Genomic DNA, 18,673 nt, shown 5'->3' with positions numbered 1-18,673 from the left:
TCCGATCGAAGTTGTAAGAAGGAAAGAAGTAAGGAAGAAGGAAAAAGGAATATTTTCCTAATCTCTCTCAATCTCCTCCAATCTTCCCCAATCTCCCCCTCTCCCCCAACTGTCAACTGTCAACTGTCAACTGTCAACTGTCAACTGTTGAACCCTTCCCCCAGTCAGGTGATTCGTCTGGAGGAAGCTCGATCGCCCAAATTCGCCTAAATTAAAAAATAGCAATGGAGGATTCGATCGCACAAAAAATGAAACTGCTCAACCGCCGGACTCGTCCCCTTCTGCACGCCAGCATCCTGGCCCTGGCCTACTTTGTCACCGGAAAACTCGCAGCGTCCGTACTGGGACTGGTAAAAGCCGAAGCCTCCCCCGTGTGGCCACCCGCAGGTATTGCTCTGGCGGCAGTGCTGCTACAAGGGCGACGGATGTGGCCGGGAATTGCCCTCGGTTCGGTACTGTTAAACTCTACCTTCGCCGCGGGTATACCCTCCGCCGTGATTGTGACATCCGCTTTTAGCGTCACCCTGCAAGCACTGGCTGGGGAGGCTGTGCTCGCGCGGATCGGATTTTGTACTAAGCTCGATCGACTGCGAGATGTTCTGGGTTTGGTGGCGGGCGCTGTCATCGGGTCTACTTTGCTCGGTTCTGCACTCGGCAACTTGGGTACGTGCTTTTTTGGTTGGGCTCAGTGGAGCAATTTCTCTCGCAACTGGTGGACTACGTGGCTCGGAGACGGCATGGGAATTTTAATTGTCACGCCAGTGTTGCTGACTTTACACCACGCTATTAAAAGTTTTAAATCTCCCATAAATCCTCCGATTATTACTGACTTTTTATCATTGTTTAACTGGCTAAAGTGCCAATTGCCAGTTGCTAATTATGAATCATCAATTGCTAATTATCAATCGCTAACTGCTCATTATTTAACTATATCAAATAAAGCCAGAAATCGCTATAATATTATATTTTTAATTTCTGATTATTTAGAAGCACTCATTTTATTTGTTCTGCTGTTGAGCGTGAGTTGGCTAGTTTTTTGTTGTAAAACAAAGGGGGCGAGTGCTCTTTATCCGCTGGAATATTTGCCTTTTCCTTTCATAGTTTGGGCTGCCCTGCGGTTTCAACAGCAGGGAGCAATTTTTGCTTATTCGATCGTCTCTTGCATCGCGATTTTGGGAGCTGTGCAGGGAGGCGGCCCGTTTCTGGTCAAAAGCGAAAATTTGCAACAGGCGGTTTTATTTTTACAAGCTTTTACTGCTACGATCGCCATTGTCGCCCTGATGTTGGCTGCTGCTGTCGCTGAACGCCAGCAAGCTCTGGTTGAGGTACACCGAACCGCGGCCATGTTGCGCGACGCTCACGCTAGTTTAGCTAACGCTCAGCGCATCGCTCAATTGGGCAATTGGGATTTAAATTGCGCCGCCGTCGCCACAACTACAAACTGTGCAGAAGCCGCAGCACATCATATATCCAATATCGAATTGCGGTGGTCGGATGAACTTTATCGCCTCTTGGGTTTGGCTCCGGGAACTGTGAAACCAACACCAGAAGTTTTTTTGCAGGCGGTACATCCAGATGATAGAGAATTGGTGGCGCGATCGCAATGTCAAGCGATATTTGAGCGCAAATCCTATTGCATTAACTATCGAATTGTACTCGCCGACGGCTCTGAGCGCACTGTCTGCGAACAGTCGGCAATTAATTCTAACGTCATCGCCGCCACAGTCCAAGACGTTACCGATCGCCACCGCACAGAAGCGGCTTTGCGAACATCCTCGGAGCGCGATCGGTTGCTCTCAGAAATGGCCCTGAGAATTCGCCACTCCCTCGATCTCGAAGCAATTCTCAACACTACTGTTGCCGAAGTCCGGCAATTTTTCAAGGCAGACCGGGTGTTCATCGGTATTATGGACGGAGGCGGGGCAAATTTGGCTAGCCCGGCGCGCGGCAAAGTTGTTGCTGAGTCTGTCGCTGTGGAATGTCCTTCTCTTATAGGATGGGTGCTCGCTGACGAAAGTTTTATCGAAAAGCAGAAAGCTTTTTATGCTAACAACCTCGTCCGAGTAGTCTCCGATACTGCTACGGTGCAAGTCAGCAACATCATTGCCAAATTGTACAGCGACTATCAAATTCGGGCGACCTTAACTGTGCCGATCTTCCTCGGGGAAGAATTGTTCGGGATCTTGGCCGTCAACCAGTGTTCTGGGCCCCGCCAGTGGCAAGAATTTGAAATTGATTTGTTAGAAAAACTGGCTACCCAAGTCGCGATCGCCCTCTCTTCAGCCCAACTTTTGCAGCAAGTAAAAGATCTCAATGCCAACTTGGAATCTCAAGTGGAGGAACGCACCCGCCAATTGCAGCAAAAAATGCACGAACTGCAAGAAAGCAACCGCCTCAAAGATTTATTTTTGCACGCAGTTTCTCACAATCTCCGCACTCCAGTTATGGGAATGTTAATCCTGCTGAAAAATTTGCTCAACAAATCGGCCTCTGACTCTCTAGAGCATATTGCGGTTTCTCGATCGATCTTGAAGCGGATCGTTGAAGCTAGCGAACACCAGTTGAGAATGGTTAATGCCTTACTCGACGCTCACGCTAGCGAAGTTCAAGGTATTGTCCTAAATACAGTACCGCTGCATTTGCAGTCTTTAACTTCCGCAATTGTTGCTGAGTTAGAACCAATGCTGGCAAAAAATCAAGCAACTTTGACTTTGGAAATACCCGCAGATTTGCCACAAGTCAATGCCGACAGCAAACACTTGCAGCGAGTTCTGGAAAATCTCCTAACCAATGCTATCAAGCACAATCATCCGGGAGTCAATATAACTTTTAAAGCCGAGGTAATTGAAGTAGAAAAAGCACTAATTTTTGCAGAAAATGCACAGGTTTTCACGTCCCGAAATAATTTCGTCGCCCGCTGTATCCCTAACCTGTCATCTGCTGCGGGCGATCGCACGGGGATGTTCGACACCCCAAAAAATCAAGAAACCCGGGCCAAATTTCACCTCGACGGCAGTTGCCAACTGCCCCGCTATCAGGGTCAAATTGGGAATACAGGTGGCAAATTCCCCGATGTCACCGTAAAAATGGTTCGCTGCACTGTAACAGACAATGGAGTCGGAATCAGCGCTAGACAGCGGGAATCTCTGTTTGAACTTTACGTTCAAGACCCCAATAGCCGACAATTAACAGGGCTGGGTTTGGGGCTTTACCTCTCCAAGCAAATTATCAAAGCTCACGGCGGCTTCATCGGCGTCGAAACCACTCCCGGAGGTGGCTCGACTTTCTGGTTTTCGCTACCGACTGTCAGTCGATTTTAGATTTTAGATTTTAGATTTTTAATTTACTTCACAGATGAATGTGGGAGGTTTAACTCTTAGTCTAAAATTTTAATTTCTCCACGACAACAGTCGGGCGCTTGTATCCGTTTGATATGATGTCCGAGCGATTACCATAACAAAAACGGTTCGTAGTGTGGACTTTAGTCCGCAAAAAGAGCGGACTAAAGTCCACACTACGAACCTATTTTATCGCGGTCAATCGACTGGACATCATATGAGGGCTGATTCAACTCAGACAATCGCTATTAACCCAATTATTAAATCTTCAATTATTCAATTATTCAGTCTTCAATTCTTCAATCCAAAATCCAAAATCCAAAATCCAAAATCGTATGTTTTATCCTGGCCATGAAAAATCAGTTCAGGCGTTAACGGTTTACGAGGTGTGGCGCGATCGCTTCCTGCGAGATCGGCTGAGCCCTGCTGTCCGAATTGCCATCTTTTTTGCCTTCACAATAATTGTCTATCTTCTGGGCGAAGCAATCTTCGCTCCCCGGGAATTTAAAATTGTTTATTTGTACACTAGCGCTGCTATACAATTTGGCTTGCTGACTTGTTTGGTGTTGCAAAAAACCTCGATCGGAAAACGCTATCCCGGTTTACTATTTTTGGGTTTTTCGTGGTCGTTAACAGTCGTTGTACAGCTTGGATTAGCCGCAGCAAAAATCGGAGACTTACCACTTTTAACTTGGAGTTTAGCGTTTCTCACTCAAGCGACACTGATGCCCGTCCGCTGGCGCCTTCACCTGATTTCTCAGCTCGGCGTTTTGTTCTGCCACGTTGGCATAAATTTAATTTTAAATCTAAGTTTTGCTAAGTATACTACTTTTCGGCTGAGCGGGTTTTACTTATATTTGTTTTGGTTTTGTTTGATCTGCGATTTGTCGGTTTATTGGTACGAATGCCTGCAACGGAAAGAGTTTAGTACCAGGCGCGAGTTGGAATCTGCTTACCAGCAGTTGGAAGTGGCTGAAGCGAAGTACCGCAGCATTTTTGAGAATGCCGGCGAGGGAATTTTTCAAAGCACTCCCGAGGGGCGCTACATTACGGCTAATCCAGCTTTGGCGCGGATTTACGGCTGCGATTCCCCCGAAGAAGTGACGGCAAAGTTTACTGATATTGAGCGACAGTTGTATGTCGATCCTGTACGCAGAAATCAGTTTTTGCGATCGATCGAGCAAAGCAACACAGTATCGGATTTTGAGTCGCAAATTTATCGCTCAGACGGCAGTATTGTCTGGATATCGGAGAAAGCGCGGGTGGTACGGGATAGCAGCGGCTCCGTGCTTTATTATGAGGGTTTAATTGAGGATATCACGCAGCGCAAACAGGCCCAAGAATCGCAGCGGCTGTTTATTCACGCTCTTTCACACGACTTGCGAAATCCGGTAGCGGGAATGTTAATGGTGCTGAAAAATTGGAAGACAAAAACGGGGGATTCGATCGCAATTCCCCGTTCTGTTTTGGAGCGGATGATTCAAGGTAGCGAGCAGCAATTGCGGTTAATAAATTCGCTGTTGGAAGTTCATGCTGGGGAATTGCGCGGTTTGGTTCTGCACTGCACAGGAGTAGATTTGAGAGCGCTAGTGAAAGCTTCGGCGGCTGATTTGGAGCCTTTAATCAATGATGCTCAAGCTACTTTTACAAATTTAGTGCCAGATGATTTGCCCGCAGTGAATGCTGACTATACTCAGTTGTGGCGCGTTTTCTCTAATTTAATTTCTAATGCTTTGAAACACAATCTTCCCGGACTAAATTTGAAAATTTTTGCTAAAGTAATCCCTAGGGGAAAAAATATCATAAATCAAAGTGAATCGAAACCAGATATCGATAAATTACCAATGCCCCATTCCCAATTCCCAATTCCCCATTCCCCAAGTATGATTTACTGTACCGTTGAAGATGACGGAGTGGGAATATTGCCGGAACAGTGCGAACATCTTTTTGACCTTTACGTTAGGGGCAATCAATCCAGACACTCCGTCGGTTTGGGTTTGGGCTTATACCTGTGCAGGCAAATTATTGGCGCTCACGGCGGGCAAATTGGGGTAATTAGCAGTCACGGTAAAGGGGCAATTTTTTGGTTTACTTTGCCCCTAGCTGAAAATAGCCGATGATTTTTTTGTATTTTTAACTACATTTGAGCGGGGATAATTTTTTTGTATTTTTAAATACATTTCATTGTTGGGTTTGATTGTATTATATCCGTTTAGCTCGGGTGCAGAAAAATCTGTCGATCGCACTATTGATGTTAATTTCAAGCAGTGGTAAGATCGCCGGAACATTTTCCAATTTTTTTTGTTCGATCTTCATATTTTATTTATAAAAATTATTTAATCTAGAAAATCCCTAAAACTAGAGAACAGAACTGCAATTTATGTTTGCCGAGAACTGCTCAGAAAATACAGATCAAAACGATCCAGCGAGGTACGACTCAGCCAAATATAACGAGCGGTCGTTCTCAACTTTAATTCGGGCAATCCGTCTTTCCCAAGGTTACTTTTCTTTCGTTTTAGTCCACTGCAACTCCCTGGCTTTGCGGCAGCAAATAGTCGATCGCCTCCAAGCAACTTGCACCCAGAAACCGCAGCAACTGTTTGTGCCAAAATCGGCGACATCTCTCTACACGACAATCGCCACAGAAGTAGACGGCGCAAAGCCTCCAGCTTTAATGATCCTCGGTTTGGAGTCAGTGGAGTCGATCGATCGATTGCTAAGTTCTACCAATCTAGTATGCAGCGAGTTCAGCAAAAAGTTTTCCTTTCCCATCGTCTTTTGGGTAACAGATGAACTTCTCAGAAAAATCATTCGCACCGCCCCAGATTTATACAATCGGATGACAACAATTAGATTCATTAGTTAGTAGTCATGGGGCATTGGGCATTCGGCATTGGGCATTGGGCATTGGGCATTGGGCATGGGGCATTGGGCATGGGGCATGGGGCATGGGGCATTGGGCATTGGGCAACTGCGATCAAGAATTAGTACGTTCTTAATTGCTGAAACCCTTAATTTTCTTCCTTCTTCCTTCTTCCTTCTTCCTTCTTCCTTCTTCCTTCTTATTTAAATTCCGCTTCCCAAATCCCGACTAATTCCCGCGCCGCCTCAGTACCCTCAGCCGGAAAATCGGGCAAAAAGTCTTTATCCGCCGCCACCTCATAGGGCCCTTCCTTGAACTCCAAAATCACAGTATCCACAACCAAAGCTACCAACGTGTGAATAGTGCCCTCTGGAAGTTCCACAGCGCGAGTGGGCCCGATAGCGCTAACTCGGAACGATCGCAAAATTTGACCATGTTCGTTCAAAATCAGAATACCCACTTCTCCTTGAATCACGACAAAAAACTCAAAACCGTTAACTTCCGGCGGGCGCAGGTGTCGGTGAGGGCGCACGTAAGTACCCATTTGCAGCACGTTGACAAACCGCTGCACCTTTTCTGACAAATCGTGGAAATTGTAGTTTTGTCGCCCGCGGGGATTGCTGCGAGAGGAAGCTGCAACTTCGTCTAGCAATTCTTGCGTCAAACACTTAATCGGAGAAGGCTGCACAACAGATATCCTGTATTTAATAGTTTTTGAACAAATCGGCTAGGCTGAGATCATCTTTACCAGCATTTCTTGACATATGAAAATCGCAAATCAGGTGCGTATCACTAAGGCAATGCGTTTGTCAAGTATTTTTAGAACAAGTATTAGCCCGATCGCCCTTTTGATTATTTTACTCTGTACCAGTAAGGTTTCTGCATCCCAAGCGAAGGCTGGGGGACTGTTAATTCAGCAGGAATTGCCCCAGCAGCAACTCAAAGACGAAATTCGCGATCGAGTTCAAGAAGAAGTGGACATTGCTTTTGGGCGCACGGGCCTGCTGCTAAATGGGTTGGTAATTGCCTTAACTTTGTTTCCGACAGCAGCCGGAGTCATTGTTTGGTTTTTGTTGGGCAAATTGTCCAAGCAGACAACAATTGCTCGCCAAGAAATCGAAAGTCTCCACTACGATACCATCTCTCAATTAAAACTATTAATTTCCGATGCTGAAAGTATCTTAGGTGAAATTCAATACCAAAATCACCCAGCAGATGTAGAAACAGATTTGTTATTACCGGATGCCCAAATTCAAGAATTTGCTCCGGTTAACTACGGCAATTATCAACAGTTATTGACGGCGGCCGACTATGCCAAACAGGGAGATGCTTGTTTCTTTGAAAATCGCTATGAAGATGCGATCGCAGCTTACAATCAAGCACTGCAAATTCAGCCGGATTTAGCCGATACTTGGAACAATCGGGGAGTTGTGCTGACTCGAATGCAGCGGTATCCCGAGGCGATCGCATCCTACGAACAAGCTACCACAATTCGCCCGACCTATCCCGACGCTTGGAACAACCGAGGCGTGGTATTGTTGGAGTTGCAGAAGTACCCGGAGGCGATCGGCTGTTACGAACAAGCCATCCAAGCCAAACCCGATTACGCCGACGCTTGGAACAACCGAGGCGTTGCCTTTTCCAAAATGCAGGAATACGAACAAGCAGTAATTTCGTACAATCAAGCCCTACAAGTCAAAAAAGATTATACTGACGCTTGGAACAATCGAGGCGTGGCACTGTCCAAATTGCAAAAGTACGAAGCGGCGATCGAGTCCTACGACAATGCTGCTAAAATTCGACCTGATTTTTACAGAATATGGTACAATAAAGCCCGATGTTATGCGCTCCAAGGTAAAATTGATTTAGCAATTGAAAATTTAAAGCGCGCCCTGAATCTCAATCCGAATTTGTGCAAAGAGTTGGCAAAAACTGAAGTTGATTTAGAAAAACTTCGCGAACATGATGCGTTTAAACAGTTGATCGGTTAATTGGGCATTGGGCATTGGGCATTGGGCATTGGGCATTGGGCATTGGGCATTGGGCATTGCCCCGCGCAGGGCATTGGGCATTGGGCATTGGGAAGAAGGCCTTCCCAGGGCCGAAAAGCATTGGCCTTCCCAGGGCCGAAAAGCATTGGCCTTCCCAGGGCATCGGCCTTCCCAGGGGATTGGGCATTAGGAATTTAGAAATTGGTAATTGTTAGCAATTAACTAATAACTAATAACTAATAACTAATAACTAATAACCGATGCCCGATGCCCGATGCCCGATGCCCCATGCCCGATGCCCTATTCCCTATCCCCTACAAATATTTCTGCAATAGCAAACCCATTTTCTCCTTAGTTGCGGGAGGTACTTTGTCCAGTGGAGTCAGAATTGCATATTTCAAAGCGGAATGTGCCTCAGAAACAGGGGGATTTTCGGTTAGCCTCCGCACAGTTTCTTGAATTACTTTTTGGGCATTTTCCGCATTGCGGTGCAAGTTGGCGATTACCATTTCTACTGTTACGCTGTCATGTTCTTCATGCCAGCAGTCGTAATCGGTAACTAATGCTAAAGTTGCGTAGGCAATCTCTGCTTCTCTGGCTAATTTTGCTTCGGGTAAATTTGTCATCCCGATGACTGTCGCATCCCAACTGCGGTAAAGATTTGATTCTGCTTTGGTGGAAAATGCGGGGCCTTCCATGCAGACGTAGGTGCCGCCGCGATGCAGGGAAACGTCGGCGAGGTTCAAGGATTCGATCGCGCTTACCAACACTTTAGCCAATTCGCCGCAAATCGGATCGCCGAAGGTGATGTGACCGACTATTCCTTCTCCGAAAAATGTAGAAGCTCGATTTTTTGTGCGATCGATAAACTGATCTGGCACTACCATATCTAAAGGTTTGGCCTCTGTTTTTAGGGAACCAACCGCCGACGCTGAGATTAAATACTCAACTCCTAGACTCTTCATGGCATAGATATTTGCCCGATAGGGGACTTCCGAGGGCAAATAAGTGTGATTGCGGCCGTGTCTGGCCAAAAATGCAACGGGCGTACCGTCTAAGGTTCCCACAATGGCTGCATCAGATGGCGCGCCAAAAGGTGTATCGATTTTTACCTCTTCAACATCCTTGAGGGCTTCCATTTTATACAAACCGCTGCCGCCGATAATGCCGATTTTTGCCTGTGCCATTTTACCCTCTGCCTCAGTTTTACAACATTGATTCTATCGAGCTATTGTTAAGTTTGCGTTAAAATAATTTAATTTTTATAGCGATTGCGATCGTTTATACACTGTTTTGTCACAAGATATGTATGATCTTAATCACAATGTATCTTTACAAAATCTTTAAAAATAAAGGTACAGGGTTCTGTTATCTATTTTCAGGGTGTTAAAAAAATGACAGTCAGTTCTGCTAGCGTACCTAAGATCGCGATCGAGGCGATCGTCCAACGAATCTTTGCTTTCCGCCAAATTACGCCTCTCGACAGGCGGCTGCTGAAGTCTGCAATGCTTTCGACAAACCGTCTCAACGAAAAGGATCGGTGTCAGATTAACCGAGTGCATCAGGGCATCCAAGATGGATTGATTCTGGTTGTGGAATAGATAGACTTTTAAAAAGGGTGCTTCAGTCTGTATCTGCTGGCAGTTATTTTCGGGAGATCATCTGATTTTGGCGATCGAATTTTGAAATAAAAAATAAGATAATCTCGGATAGTTTCATTTGTCCGCAGCTAGAAAGGGCGATCGTTTTGTTAAAGTTTTACTGGCTGCGGATGTCCAGGATTCGGCATTAACTATTGCGAGTTAAAATTTAGCAGCCAAAAGTGTTTGTAGGGTGTGTCGCTATGAATAATCCCTAAAAAAGATTCAAAATCTCGTAGCGACGCACCGACAAGATTTGAGGAAACAACCTCTGTTTTGCTCGGCACCACAAAATTTGGTGCTTAGCAAATTTTTTTCATGCTTGTAAGCTGTACCGCATTTAATACGATTTTTGGAAAAAGATTGCTACACAATAAATGTTTGGTTTGTTTCTCAAAAATTTATTGTCAATAGAAAAAGGTACGTTGTTGCGCTTCAGCGCTCTTTATCTATATATCTAAAGAGGGCTGAAGCCCAACAACGTACCTTAAAGATTTAGGATTGGTATTATTAATTAAAATTTAGCAGCCAAAAGCCTGTATAAGTCATGCCGCTATCATCGGGCTGGACTAAGAGAAAATGCAATCCTTTACTCGATTGTTTGCGCTGTTGGTAAGTTTCGGCGGCGGCTTTTACTTCGCTATCTTCAAAGGTGGCGACAACCCATCGATCGGCTAATCCAGCTTCCAATATCAATCCGTCGGGAGCTCCGGCGATATAGTTCAAGGCGAAGGGTTTGGCTTCCTGAAGCCATCTAGCTAGGCGCATTGACTGTCGCCCGCCGTCAATTACTACTCCGGGTACGGGTACTGTTGAGGCTAAACCCAAGTTCAGGGGTAATAGCAATTCGGGCATTTCTAAGATGGGGATGGGACGCCCTTGGATGGCTTCTAGGATGTCGCCCGCCGATAGGGATGCAAAACGCCAGGTATCGCCCCAGAGATTTTCGGGTAGGGGGATGGGTGGAGGAGTTTCTAGGTCGATCGCCCGATAAGCTTCATTAGTATAATTAGGCAGACTGGAATATTCTCGATCGCGTTGTTGCAGCAGGGTTTTGAGGGCGGCGGTGCGCCGAGTTGCTTCTACTTTGACGCCCAAAACTTTGCCCGCTGCTTCGATTAAACTGAGAGATTGAGGTCTAAATACTTGGATGATGTCGGGCAATTTCTGGGTTTGAACTTGCTGGAATTGGGCGGCTAGCCAATGGGAGTTGGCTTCCGACTGCCGGCAAAGGGCGCTAAATTGAAATGTTTGTGCGGAGTCGCAGATGAGGAGTTCCCACAATGGTTTGCCGGTTTCGTCTCGGAGAGGGCGGCGGTAGAAATCGGCTTGCCAAATACGCATGGGAATTAAAAAATCAAGTCAAGTTGACTCGATTATTTTAATCTGGTTTGGATTCGCGATCGGGATTTTGCGGTTTTCTCGCGGGGGCTTACGTTTTACCGCCGTTTCAAGCCCTAGACAGGGAAATATGGGTTTTCCGGCGTAGATATTAGGATGAGGCTCCCACCAATCTTGATGCGTTTCAATCCCTGATAGGGATTTATGGGTTTTCCGGCGGCCCGCTCCAGAAGCCTTGCTGTATTTGGTTTTCAAGGTGCAGTTCCGTGAATCTAAAACTAAAGTACCATTCTAGCCTTCGGCTTGTCAATCCCCAATTTTTCATACTCACTCCAAAACGTTATCCTGTAAAGCTTCCAGACTTTCCGTGAATCGTTTTTTCAGAAGAGGGGCATCAAATCCTTGCGGAACATGAGTTTGAGCCAAAAAATTTCATACCCCTATTTTAACAGCTACCGGTTCACGGAAACTAAGCAAAAAATATTGTTCGATCGCGCGATCGAACCAAACCACGCCCTCAATCCTACGCAAAACCCATCAAAAACAGATGCTGCGTTGGCGAAGCCTGCCCGTTGGCGAAGCCGCCCTGAAAGGGCTAGGGCTTATGCTTCGTTCCTCGCAATGACATAATACGCGATCGATACATAAGTTTTGAGCCGATCGCACAAAAGCTATCATAAATAAACTATCAACCTCTATCATCGTCGCCGCATCATGAACCCTGCCCTCACTCAATTTGGCACTCAAATGTCCCAACTCACAGGAGTTCGGGCAATTATGAAAGATATTATAGAAACACTCAGAGCCGGCCACGGGCAGGAATTTATCAATTTGAGCGCCGGAAATCCGGTGATTTTGCCGGAAGTCGAGCAATTGTGGCGCGATTGCACTGCGGAACTTTTATCGAGTCCCGAATACGGCGAAGTCGTTTGTCGCTACGGTTCCAGCCAAGGTTATCAGCCGTTTATCGATGCAGTATTGGCCGATTTTAACCAGCGTTACAACCTCAATTTGACCGATCGCAACATCCTAATTACTCCCGGAAGTCAATCAATCTACTTCTACGCAGCCAACGCTTTCGGAGGCTACACCACACCAGTCGCCGACACTTCCGATCCGAAATCTCAAATCCGCAACCTAAAGTCGATCGTCCTTCCGTTAAGCCCAGACTACACCGGTTACGGCGGCGTCAGCCTAATTCCCGAAGCAGTCATCGCCTGCAAACCCACGCTAGATATTGATGCAGCCGCCCACCGATTCAAATATCGCCCGGATTTCAGCCAACTTTCCATTGATGAAACCAGCGGTTGCGTCATCTTTTCCCGTCCCTGCAACCCCACCGGCAACGTCCTCACCGACGACGAAGTGCAGAAAATAGCCAATTTAGCAGCCGCTTTCGACGTGCCGGTGTTAGTCGATTCCGCCTACGGGCCTCCCTTCCCCGCCTTGAACTTTACCGAAATGAAGCCGATTTTCGGCGGCAATATCGTCCACTGCATGAGTTTGTCGAAGGCCGGATTACCGGGTGAAAGAATCGGAATTGCGATCGGCGATGAAGGAATTATTCAAATATTAGAATCTTTTCAGACCAATATGTGCATTCACTCGCCGAGATACGGACAGGCGATCGCAGCTAGGGCCATTAAGTCCGGCGCCCTAGCCGACATTTCCCTCAACGTAATTCGCCCGTACTATCAAAGCAAATTTGCAGTAGTTGAAAGCACGCTAGAACACGCAATGCCGAAGGATTTGCCATGGTTCTTGCACCGAGGCGAAGGAGCAATCTTTGCCTGGTTGTGGCTCAAAGATTTGCCAATGACTGATTGGGAAATGTATCAAGAATTGAAAAAAGTCGGCGTGATTGTGGTACCGGGAAGTTCTTTCTTCCCCGGTTTGCGGGAAGATTGGCAGCACAAGCACGAGTGTTTGCGAATTAGTTTGACTGCGACAAATGATGAGATTGAAACTGCGATGAAACGTTTGGCTCAACTGGTAGAAAAAGTTTATCAATAGCAGTTGTCAGACAGATGAGGTACGTTGTTGGGCTTCAGCCCTCTTAGTTTAAGCGGTTATGTAAGCTGTCAGTCATATAGCGGTTCTCAGACAGATGAGGTACGTTGTTGGGCTTCAGCCCTCTTGGTTTCAGTGGTTATATAAGCTGTCAGTCATACCTCATCTTTTTGAGAAAGGCTATATCTTAATTTGTTATTAGATGACACGGCGGTTTTTACCGCCCGTCTTCTTTGTACTCGTTACTAGAACGAACCAGTTATAGCATTTATCAGAAAGATGATGAATGTAAATGGAGTTTTTGATGCCACCTCGCTTAGTATATAATCACTACTCTCAGAGGGCCCAAGCCCAACAACGTACCTTACTTTTTTGAGAACCGCTATATATCGTTTATGGTTGCATCGGAATGATTTAACCTTACTAGGGCGCAGAGGACACAGAGAGAGAATAGAGAGATTAATACAGGAGGATGAAGAGTGGATTTGATATTAAACCAGAAGCGCCTTCTTCCTTCTTCCTTCTTCCTTCCTTCTTCCTTCGATCGACTACAATTTAATAAATATAATTAGAGGCACGGTAGTTATGGCAGTGCAATTAATCAAAAGATTGCTCACCGTAGAAGAATATCATTTAATGGGTAAAGCTGGTATTTTTCCCCAGGGCGATCGCGTAGAATTGATCGAAGGAGAACTTGTACAAATGGCCGCAATTGGAACTCGCCACGCCGGATGTGTCAACCGCCTCAACAGACTCTCGGCTGCAATTCCCGAAACAAGAGCGATTATTGCTATCCAAAATCCTGTTCAGTTGACCGATCGCACTGAACCTCAACCTGATGTAGTATTCCTACAACCCCGTGCTGATTATTATTCAACGGCACATCCTACACCATCAGAAGTTTTGCTGTTGATAGAAGTATCTGATAGTACGGTAGATTACGATCGAGATGTGAAAGTTCCCATTTACGCGCGATCGCAAATTGCAGAGGTTTGGCTAGTAGATTTAGAAGCACAATGCTTAGAAGTATACCGCCAGCCAACACCCAACGGTTACAGTTTAATCCAAAAGTTTTGGCGCGGTCAACAAGTTTCGCCTCTAGCATTTCCTGATTGGGAAGTGAATATCGACTTCGTACTCGGATAGTTGCAGCAAGGGGAGCATCTCAGTTTTTCATTTATAGTGCGAGCGTCCTCGCTCGCGAGTATTATACACCTCGCGAGCGAGGACGCTCGCACTACAATAAAAAATATTTTTTGCAACAATGAGATGCTCCCGCAGCAAGCATTCCCAATTACCCATTCCCAATTACCCATTCCCAAAATTAAACTACCCGATAAACAAAACTTAAAGTCGCCCAAACATTCACATCCAAAGCCAAATCATCCGTCGATATCCCCAGTTTCTGCACGCCCGGAATACTAGCCACGTGCAAATCTTCCAACACAGCCCGCGCCACATTTAAAGGATTCAACAACATCACCGGCAAAGTATCCCTTGTTTGCTGCATTTCCGCTGCTATTGCAGCCAAAGTGCGATCGAACGAATTCTCACTAACTATAATCAAGGTTTCCGCCAAACCCACAGCCCCAGACACCGCCAAGCCCAAAGCCCCAGCCGCTGGCACGCTCAAATTATCCCCAGGGGCGATCGCCATTGACATCGCACCAGCATCACTTTCAGCCTGATAATTCATCGCCAACAACCGTCCAGCGGTATCCGAGGAAAACACCGCAGCATAAACCGGGCGATCGCTCTCGTTATATAATCTATATTGAATTCGGCTGCCGATCGGCAAACTTAGTATACCCAAGTTACTCGATTTCTCGCTTGGAGCGCTCAGGGGTTCCAACCGATAATCATCACTCGCCCGCACCGACTCCCGCTGCACCATCACCCGGGCTTGCGGCGCTAGAGTTGCCAAAACCGCCCGCACCTTCAGCCGCGAAGATGTCTCATTGACAGTCAGCCGCAGCAACTTCCCCGCCTGTAAAGCTTTCAACTGCGGAATCAACCGCTGTACCGCCACCTTAACGGCTTCTCCCCCGTCGCCCTGAGTGTCGGGAATCAGCATTTGGCTGACAGAAAACAAACCGTAGCGGCCTTGATACAAAGCAGGCTCGTAAGCCGCAGGAGTCTGAGCTACAATGGTTTCAGAGACTCTCCCGAACCGAAAGTCAGCCGGTTGCTCGCTCCCTACGGCTGAAACTTGCGGCACTGTCGCGAAAGCACTGGTAGCATCCACCCGCTCGATTCGTTCCAAACCAGAGTCTAAAGCTACTGTTAAACCGATGTTTCGCGGCAATACCCGAATTTCTTCCCTCACCAAATCGCCGGCTGTTAATTGCCCTTTTGTACGATCGAGCTTATCTAAAATTTGAGCTTTTGCAGACAAACCGGTGCGCGATCGCAGCAATAGTCGTGAAGTATAGTTGCTATCCTCTAGGGAATCGCCCTCTTTTTCATCCACCGCAAACACCGAACCCTCGCAGCACTCCAAAACCCCAGCCGACAACCCGCCCAGCCACAACTGCACCGTTTTGCCGCCATCTTCCACCGCCGTCACAGCCCCATCAGCAGCAGCGGAATTTAACATTAAACTTGTGGCAAAATTCAGCGCCGGTGCGGTTGTTAAATTGTCAGGGCGAATTTGCGGTTGCTGCGATAATCCCGCTATTTGCTCGACTGTGCCCGCCGCCCGACTAAAACTGACGCTGAAACTGCTAGCCGGAGTCGCTAACCACAGACTTTGGGTGAGGGCGTAGGTAAACAAACCCGCAGTAAATCCGTTCCACTCTTGTTCCCCGGCGATTTGAGAATTAGCGGCCGCACTCAGCAGGGCGATCGCAGAACCATTGTTTTTGCCTGCATGGAGACCTTCGGCAAACGTTAATTCTGCGAGGCTTGGCTGCCCGATGGTGGGGCGCGGACGAGAACGGATGCGAAAGTTGCCGTTTTTGAGGAAACCCGGATAGGTGTGACTGGTGTCGAGGATGGCGATCGTATTTTCTGTGGCGAGCGATCGTACCAACTGCAACACCGTTTCCTCTAAAATATCGTTGACCGATCGATTTTCTAACAGCGGTACCACGTCATCAGCAGGTACTAAACTGTTTTGCATTTTTGCCGGAGAGTCTCCAAAACTAACTCGACTACCGCAGCCGCTAAAGTGAAAAACCACCACATCACCCGGTTTTGCTTGTTCCCTCAAATGAGTTACAAAAGCCGTCTCGATATTGTCCCTGGTAGCGCCAGCATCAGTCAAAGTCAGAATATCCGACGGCGCAAACCCAAACCGATATACCAGCAATTCCCGCTGCAATTCCACATCCGTCACACAGCCGTGTAGGGGCGAATCTGGATATTGGTCAACCCCCACCAACAAAGCCAATTTACGCGCTGTTGGCTGGGCTAAAGCTTCCAAGTAGCGCGATCCCAACCGCAACCATCCAGCCTCGCTGATTCCGATGGCGGCCAGCACCCGGCCAGCTTGCTGCAAAAATTCCCGCCGCTTGAGTCCCATTTTTAAAGAGTTTTGAATTTTATGTTTTGAATTTCAAGTTAAATACCCCTCTCTAATTTTAGGGGCTTTCATTAGATTGTGACTTATACCAATTCTGAAAACTTATACAACATTAGTAGGATGCGTCGCAAATCTCAAAACCCTGGAATCCAGTAGATGCTGACTGTTAATTCTTAAGATATAGCGGTTCTCAAAAAAGTGAGGTATGCCCTAATGCCCGGTTTTGCGGGTTTTGCCGGCGCAGGCCTATTCCCTATTCCCAGTCGTACCTCATATGAGATCTCGAAAGGCTATAACTTCGGGAGCATCTCATTTTTGTAAAAAGCATTTTTTTCTTATAGTGCTGTCCCCGCTCGCGTATTATTACGATACGCGAGCGGGGACAGCACTATTAAATGCAAAACTGAGATGATCCCATAACTTCTAAGTTTTAACTTTTGAGTTTCAAGCTTAAATTTTACAATTTAAAACTCAAAACCCCCAACTCAAAACTATTCAGAATGCCACCAATACCAAAGTTCAAGACTTAAATCTCGTAACTAAAAATATTCATAGCCTTCGCCAATTCGGCGGCGACTTCGGGTCGAGAAAACTGCGGTGGTGGCAATTTTCCAGCGCGCAGCATCTCGCGCACTTTGGTTCCCGACAAATGCACCCGCTGTTCCGGAGTGCTGGGACTTGTTTTAGTTGTACCCATTTGTTCCGTCACCTTGCAATAGAAAGCGTGCTCGAATTTCATCGGCACAATTCCCAATTCAGAAGGCTCGAACTCGTCAAAAATGTGTTGGGCGTCGAAGGTGCCGTAATAATCGCCAACTCCAGCATGATCGCGCCCGACAATAAAGTGAGTGCAGCCGTAGTTTTTGCGAATTAAAGCGTGAAAAATTGCTTCTCTGGGGCCGGCGTAGCGCATCGCCGCCGGATTAATTGCCAAGATTACGCGATCTTTTGGATAGTATTTATCTAGCAGAATTTCGTAGCAGCGCATCCGCACGTCAGCAGGGATATCATCATCTTTAGTTGTCCCGACTAGCGGGTGCAAAAATAATCCGTCTACTGTTTCTAAGGCGCATTTTTGGATGTATTCGTGGGCCCGGTGGATGGGGTTTCGGGTTTGGAAACCGACTATGGTTTTCCATCCTTTTTCTTTGAACAGGATTCTCGATTTCGCCGGGTCAATTTGGTATTGCGGAAACCGCGCATCTAGTTCGCGTTCCAGCAGCCAAACTTCGCCTGCGAGGTTCACTGGCCCGGATTGGTCTACTACTTGGACGCCCGGGTGTTTGAGATCGTCGGTACGGTAGACGTTGAGGGCTTCTTCTTCTTTGCTGTAGCGGTATTTTTCTGCGAGTTCCAAGATACCGGCAAATTCGCCAGCCGGGGAGTCGAGGCGGACTAAGGTGCCTTCTGTGAGGGTGTCGGCGACTGCTTCGCTGACTGAAAGGGTGATGGGAATCGACCAGGGGAGGCCGTTGGAGAGGCGCATTTCTTTGACTACCGATCGATAATCAGCTTCTACCATGAACCCTTTGAGAGGACTGAAGGCGCCGATCGCGATCATTTGCAAGTCAGAGATCGATCGATCCGAAAGCTGGACTCGCGGCAGGGACTCTGCTTTGTCAAAAAATTCCTGTCTTTGGTCTAGTGTCGCAATGCGGTTGACCAGGATGCCGCCGTGAGGGGCAATGCGGTCTGAATGCTGGCTCATGTCGATTTGAAGTTGTTGGTTTTATCTGCCAGAGTACATACTACCAAGGCCAGGCCGTAAATCTACATTATTTTTTAATTTTTCTGGAGTTTTGCAGAATGCTGATGAAGGCGGGGCTGCGATTCTTTAAGGAATGAGAATTAAATAACTTACAATTTTAATTAGACCTCTTGCAAAAATCCTTTTAACCAAATTTTGGGACGGGCTAGAAGCCCATCCCACAAGAAAAAAGATTTTTGTGGGATGGGCTTCTAGCCCG

The 18,673-nt window shown here is 46.8% G+C and carries 13 protein-coding genes; 8 read left to right on the top strand and 5 right to left on the bottom strand.

All coding sequences use genetic code 11. The annotated features are described in order from the left end of the window. Positions 1-224 precede the first annotated feature (224 nt). The 3 genes from JGK22_RS03600 (at position 225) to JGK22_RS03590 (ending at position 6,204) form a co-directional block, all read left to right on the top strand. A complete protein-coding gene (locus tag JGK22_RS03600) occupies positions 225-3,320 on the top strand; it encodes an MASE1 domain-containing protein (protein ID WP_293312350.1) in 3,096 nt (1,031 codons plus the stop codon). 353 nt (positions 3,321-3,673) lie between these two features. Next, on the top strand, positions 3,674-5,458 hold the full coding sequence (locus JGK22_RS03595; protein WP_293189913.1) for a PAS domain-containing sensor histidine kinase: 1,785 nt from the start codon (positions 3,674-3,676) through the stop codon (positions 5,456-5,458). 260 nt (positions 5,459-5,718) lie between these two features. Beyond that, the gene (locus JGK22_RS03590; protein WP_293189911.1) at positions 5,719-6,204 is read left to right on the top strand and encodes a hypothetical protein; all 486 of its coding nucleotides are present in this window, start codon (positions 5,719-5,721) and stop codon (positions 6,202-6,204) included. 196 nt (positions 6,205-6,400) lie between these two features. On the opposite strand, the gene JGK22_RS03585 is transcribed toward JGK22_RS03590, so the two are convergent. Next, positions 6,401-6,889: a WbuC family cupin fold metalloprotein gene (locus JGK22_RS03585; protein WP_293204807.1), complete on the bottom strand. Its 489-nt coding sequence runs from the start codon at positions 6,887-6,889 to the stop codon at positions 6,401-6,403. Positions 6,890-6,965: 76 nt separating this feature from the next. Here JGK22_RS03585 and JGK22_RS03580 point away from each other — a divergent pair, with 76 nt between their 5' ends. Then, positions 6,966-8,192, top strand: coding sequence for a tetratricopeptide repeat protein (locus JGK22_RS03580; RefSeq protein ID WP_293183447.1), 1,227 nt, complete (start codon positions 6,966-6,968; stop codon positions 8,190-8,192). A 314-nt stretch (positions 8,193-8,506) separates the two neighbouring features. Here JGK22_RS03580 and JGK22_RS03575 read toward each other — a convergent pair whose 3' ends face one another. Beyond that, on the bottom strand, positions 8,507-9,379 hold the full coding sequence (locus JGK22_RS03575; RefSeq protein ID WP_293189903.1) for an S-methyl-5'-thioadenosine phosphorylase: 873 nt from the start codon (positions 9,377-9,379) through the stop codon (positions 8,507-8,509). Positions 9,380-9,586: 207 nt separating this feature from the next. Between JGK22_RS03575 and JGK22_RS03570 the strand changes: the two genes are divergently transcribed. Next, complete coding sequence (locus tag JGK22_RS03570; protein WP_293149903.1) at positions 9,587-9,793, top strand: hypothetical protein; 207 nt, start codon at positions 9,587-9,589, stop codon at positions 9,791-9,793. Between the two features lie 549 nt (positions 9,794-10,342). Here JGK22_RS03570 and JGK22_RS03565 read toward each other — a convergent pair. Next, on the bottom strand, positions 10,343-11,176 hold the full coding sequence (locus tag JGK22_RS03565; protein ID WP_293183443.1) for a Tab2/Atab2 family RNA-binding protein: 834 nt from the start codon (positions 11,174-11,176) through the stop codon (positions 10,343-10,345). Between the two features lie 414 nt (positions 11,177-11,590). Here JGK22_RS03565 and JGK22_RS03560 point away from each other — a divergent pair, with 414 nt between their 5' ends. The 3 genes from JGK22_RS03560 (at position 11,591) to JGK22_RS03550 (ending at position 14,329) form a co-directional block, all read left to right on the top strand. After that, positions 11,591-11,803 (top strand): hypothetical protein, encoded by a 213-nt coding sequence (locus JGK22_RS03560; RefSeq protein WP_293204809.1) that lies wholly within the window; start codon positions 11,591-11,593, stop codon positions 11,801-11,803. 84 nt (positions 11,804-11,887) lie between these two features. Next, positions 11,888-13,186, top strand: a complete 1,299-nt coding sequence (locus JGK22_RS03555; protein ID WP_293216172.1) for a valine--pyruvate transaminase — start codon at positions 11,888-11,890, stop codon at positions 13,184-13,186. Positions 13,187-13,768: 582 nt separating this feature from the next. Next, complete coding sequence (locus JGK22_RS03550; RefSeq protein WP_293312348.1) at positions 13,769-14,329, top strand: Uma2 family endonuclease; 561 nt, start codon at positions 13,769-13,771, stop codon at positions 14,327-14,329. 178 nt (positions 14,330-14,507) lie between these two features. Here JGK22_RS03550 and JGK22_RS03545 read toward each other — a convergent pair whose 3' ends face one another. Next, a complete protein-coding gene (locus tag JGK22_RS03545) occupies positions 14,508-16,706 on the bottom strand; it encodes a caspase family protein (protein ID WP_293312346.1) in 2,199 nt (732 codons plus the stop codon). Positions 16,707-17,232: 526 nt separating this feature from the next. Further along, on the bottom strand, positions 17,233-18,414 hold the full coding sequence (gene sat / locus JGK22_RS03540) for a sulfate adenylyltransferase (protein WP_293204815.1): 1,182 nt from the start codon (positions 18,412-18,414) through the stop codon (positions 17,233-17,235). Positions 18,415-18,673 lie beyond the last annotated feature (259 nt).

Source organism: Microcoleus sp. PH2017_08_TRC_O_A (assembly GCF_020738665.1).
In the GTDB taxonomy this organism is placed as follows: Bacteria; Cyanobacteriota; Cyanobacteriia; order Cyanobacteriales; family Microcoleaceae; genus Microcoleus.
The sequence above is the reverse complement of the archived record's forward strand: the minus strand, read 5'-3'. Positions and strand labels throughout refer to the sequence as shown.

What these genes read in the sequence shown, in the direction of transcription:
- JGK22_RS03600 (WP_293312350.1), top strand. Translation starts at nt 225, where the DNA reads ATGGAGGATTCGATCGCACAAAAAATGAAACTGCTCAACCGCCGGACT.
- JGK22_RS03595 (WP_293189913.1), top strand. Translation starts at nt 3,674, where the DNA reads ATGTTTTATCCTGGCCATGAAAAATCAGTTCAGGCGTTAACGGTTTAC.
- JGK22_RS03590 (WP_293189911.1), top strand. Translation starts at nt 5,719, where the DNA reads ATGTTTGCCGAGAACTGCTCAGAAAATACAGATCAAAACGATCCAGCG.
- JGK22_RS03580 (WP_293183447.1), top strand. Translation starts at nt 6,966, where the DNA reads ATGAAAATCGCAAATCAGGTGCGTATCACTAAGGCAATGCGTTTGTCA.
- JGK22_RS03575 (WP_293189903.1), bottom strand. Translation starts at nt 9,379, where the DNA reads ATGGCACAGGCAAAAATCGGCATTATCGGCGGCAGCGGTTTGTATAAA.
- JGK22_RS03570 (WP_293149903.1), top strand. Translation starts at nt 9,587, where the DNA reads ATGACAGTCAGTTCTGCTAGCGTACCTAAGATCGCGATCGAGGCGATC.
- JGK22_RS03565 (WP_293183443.1), bottom strand. Translation starts at nt 11,176, where the DNA reads ATGCGTATTTGGCAAGCCGATTTCTACCGCCGCCCTCTCCGAGACGAA.
- JGK22_RS03555 (WP_293216172.1), top strand. Translation starts at nt 11,888, where the DNA reads ATGAACCCTGCCCTCACTCAATTTGGCACTCAAATGTCCCAACTCACA.
- JGK22_RS03550 (WP_293312348.1), top strand. Translation starts at nt 13,769, where the DNA reads ATGGCAGTGCAATTAATCAAAAGATTGCTCACCGTAGAAGAATATCAT.
- JGK22_RS03545 (WP_293312346.1), bottom strand. Translation starts at nt 16,706, where the DNA reads ATGGGACTCAAGCGGCGGGAATTTTTGCAGCAAGCTGGCCGGGTGCTG.
- sat (WP_293204815.1), bottom strand. Translation starts at nt 18,414, where the DNA reads ATGAGCCAGCATTCAGACCGCATTGCCCCTCACGGCGGCATCCTGGTC.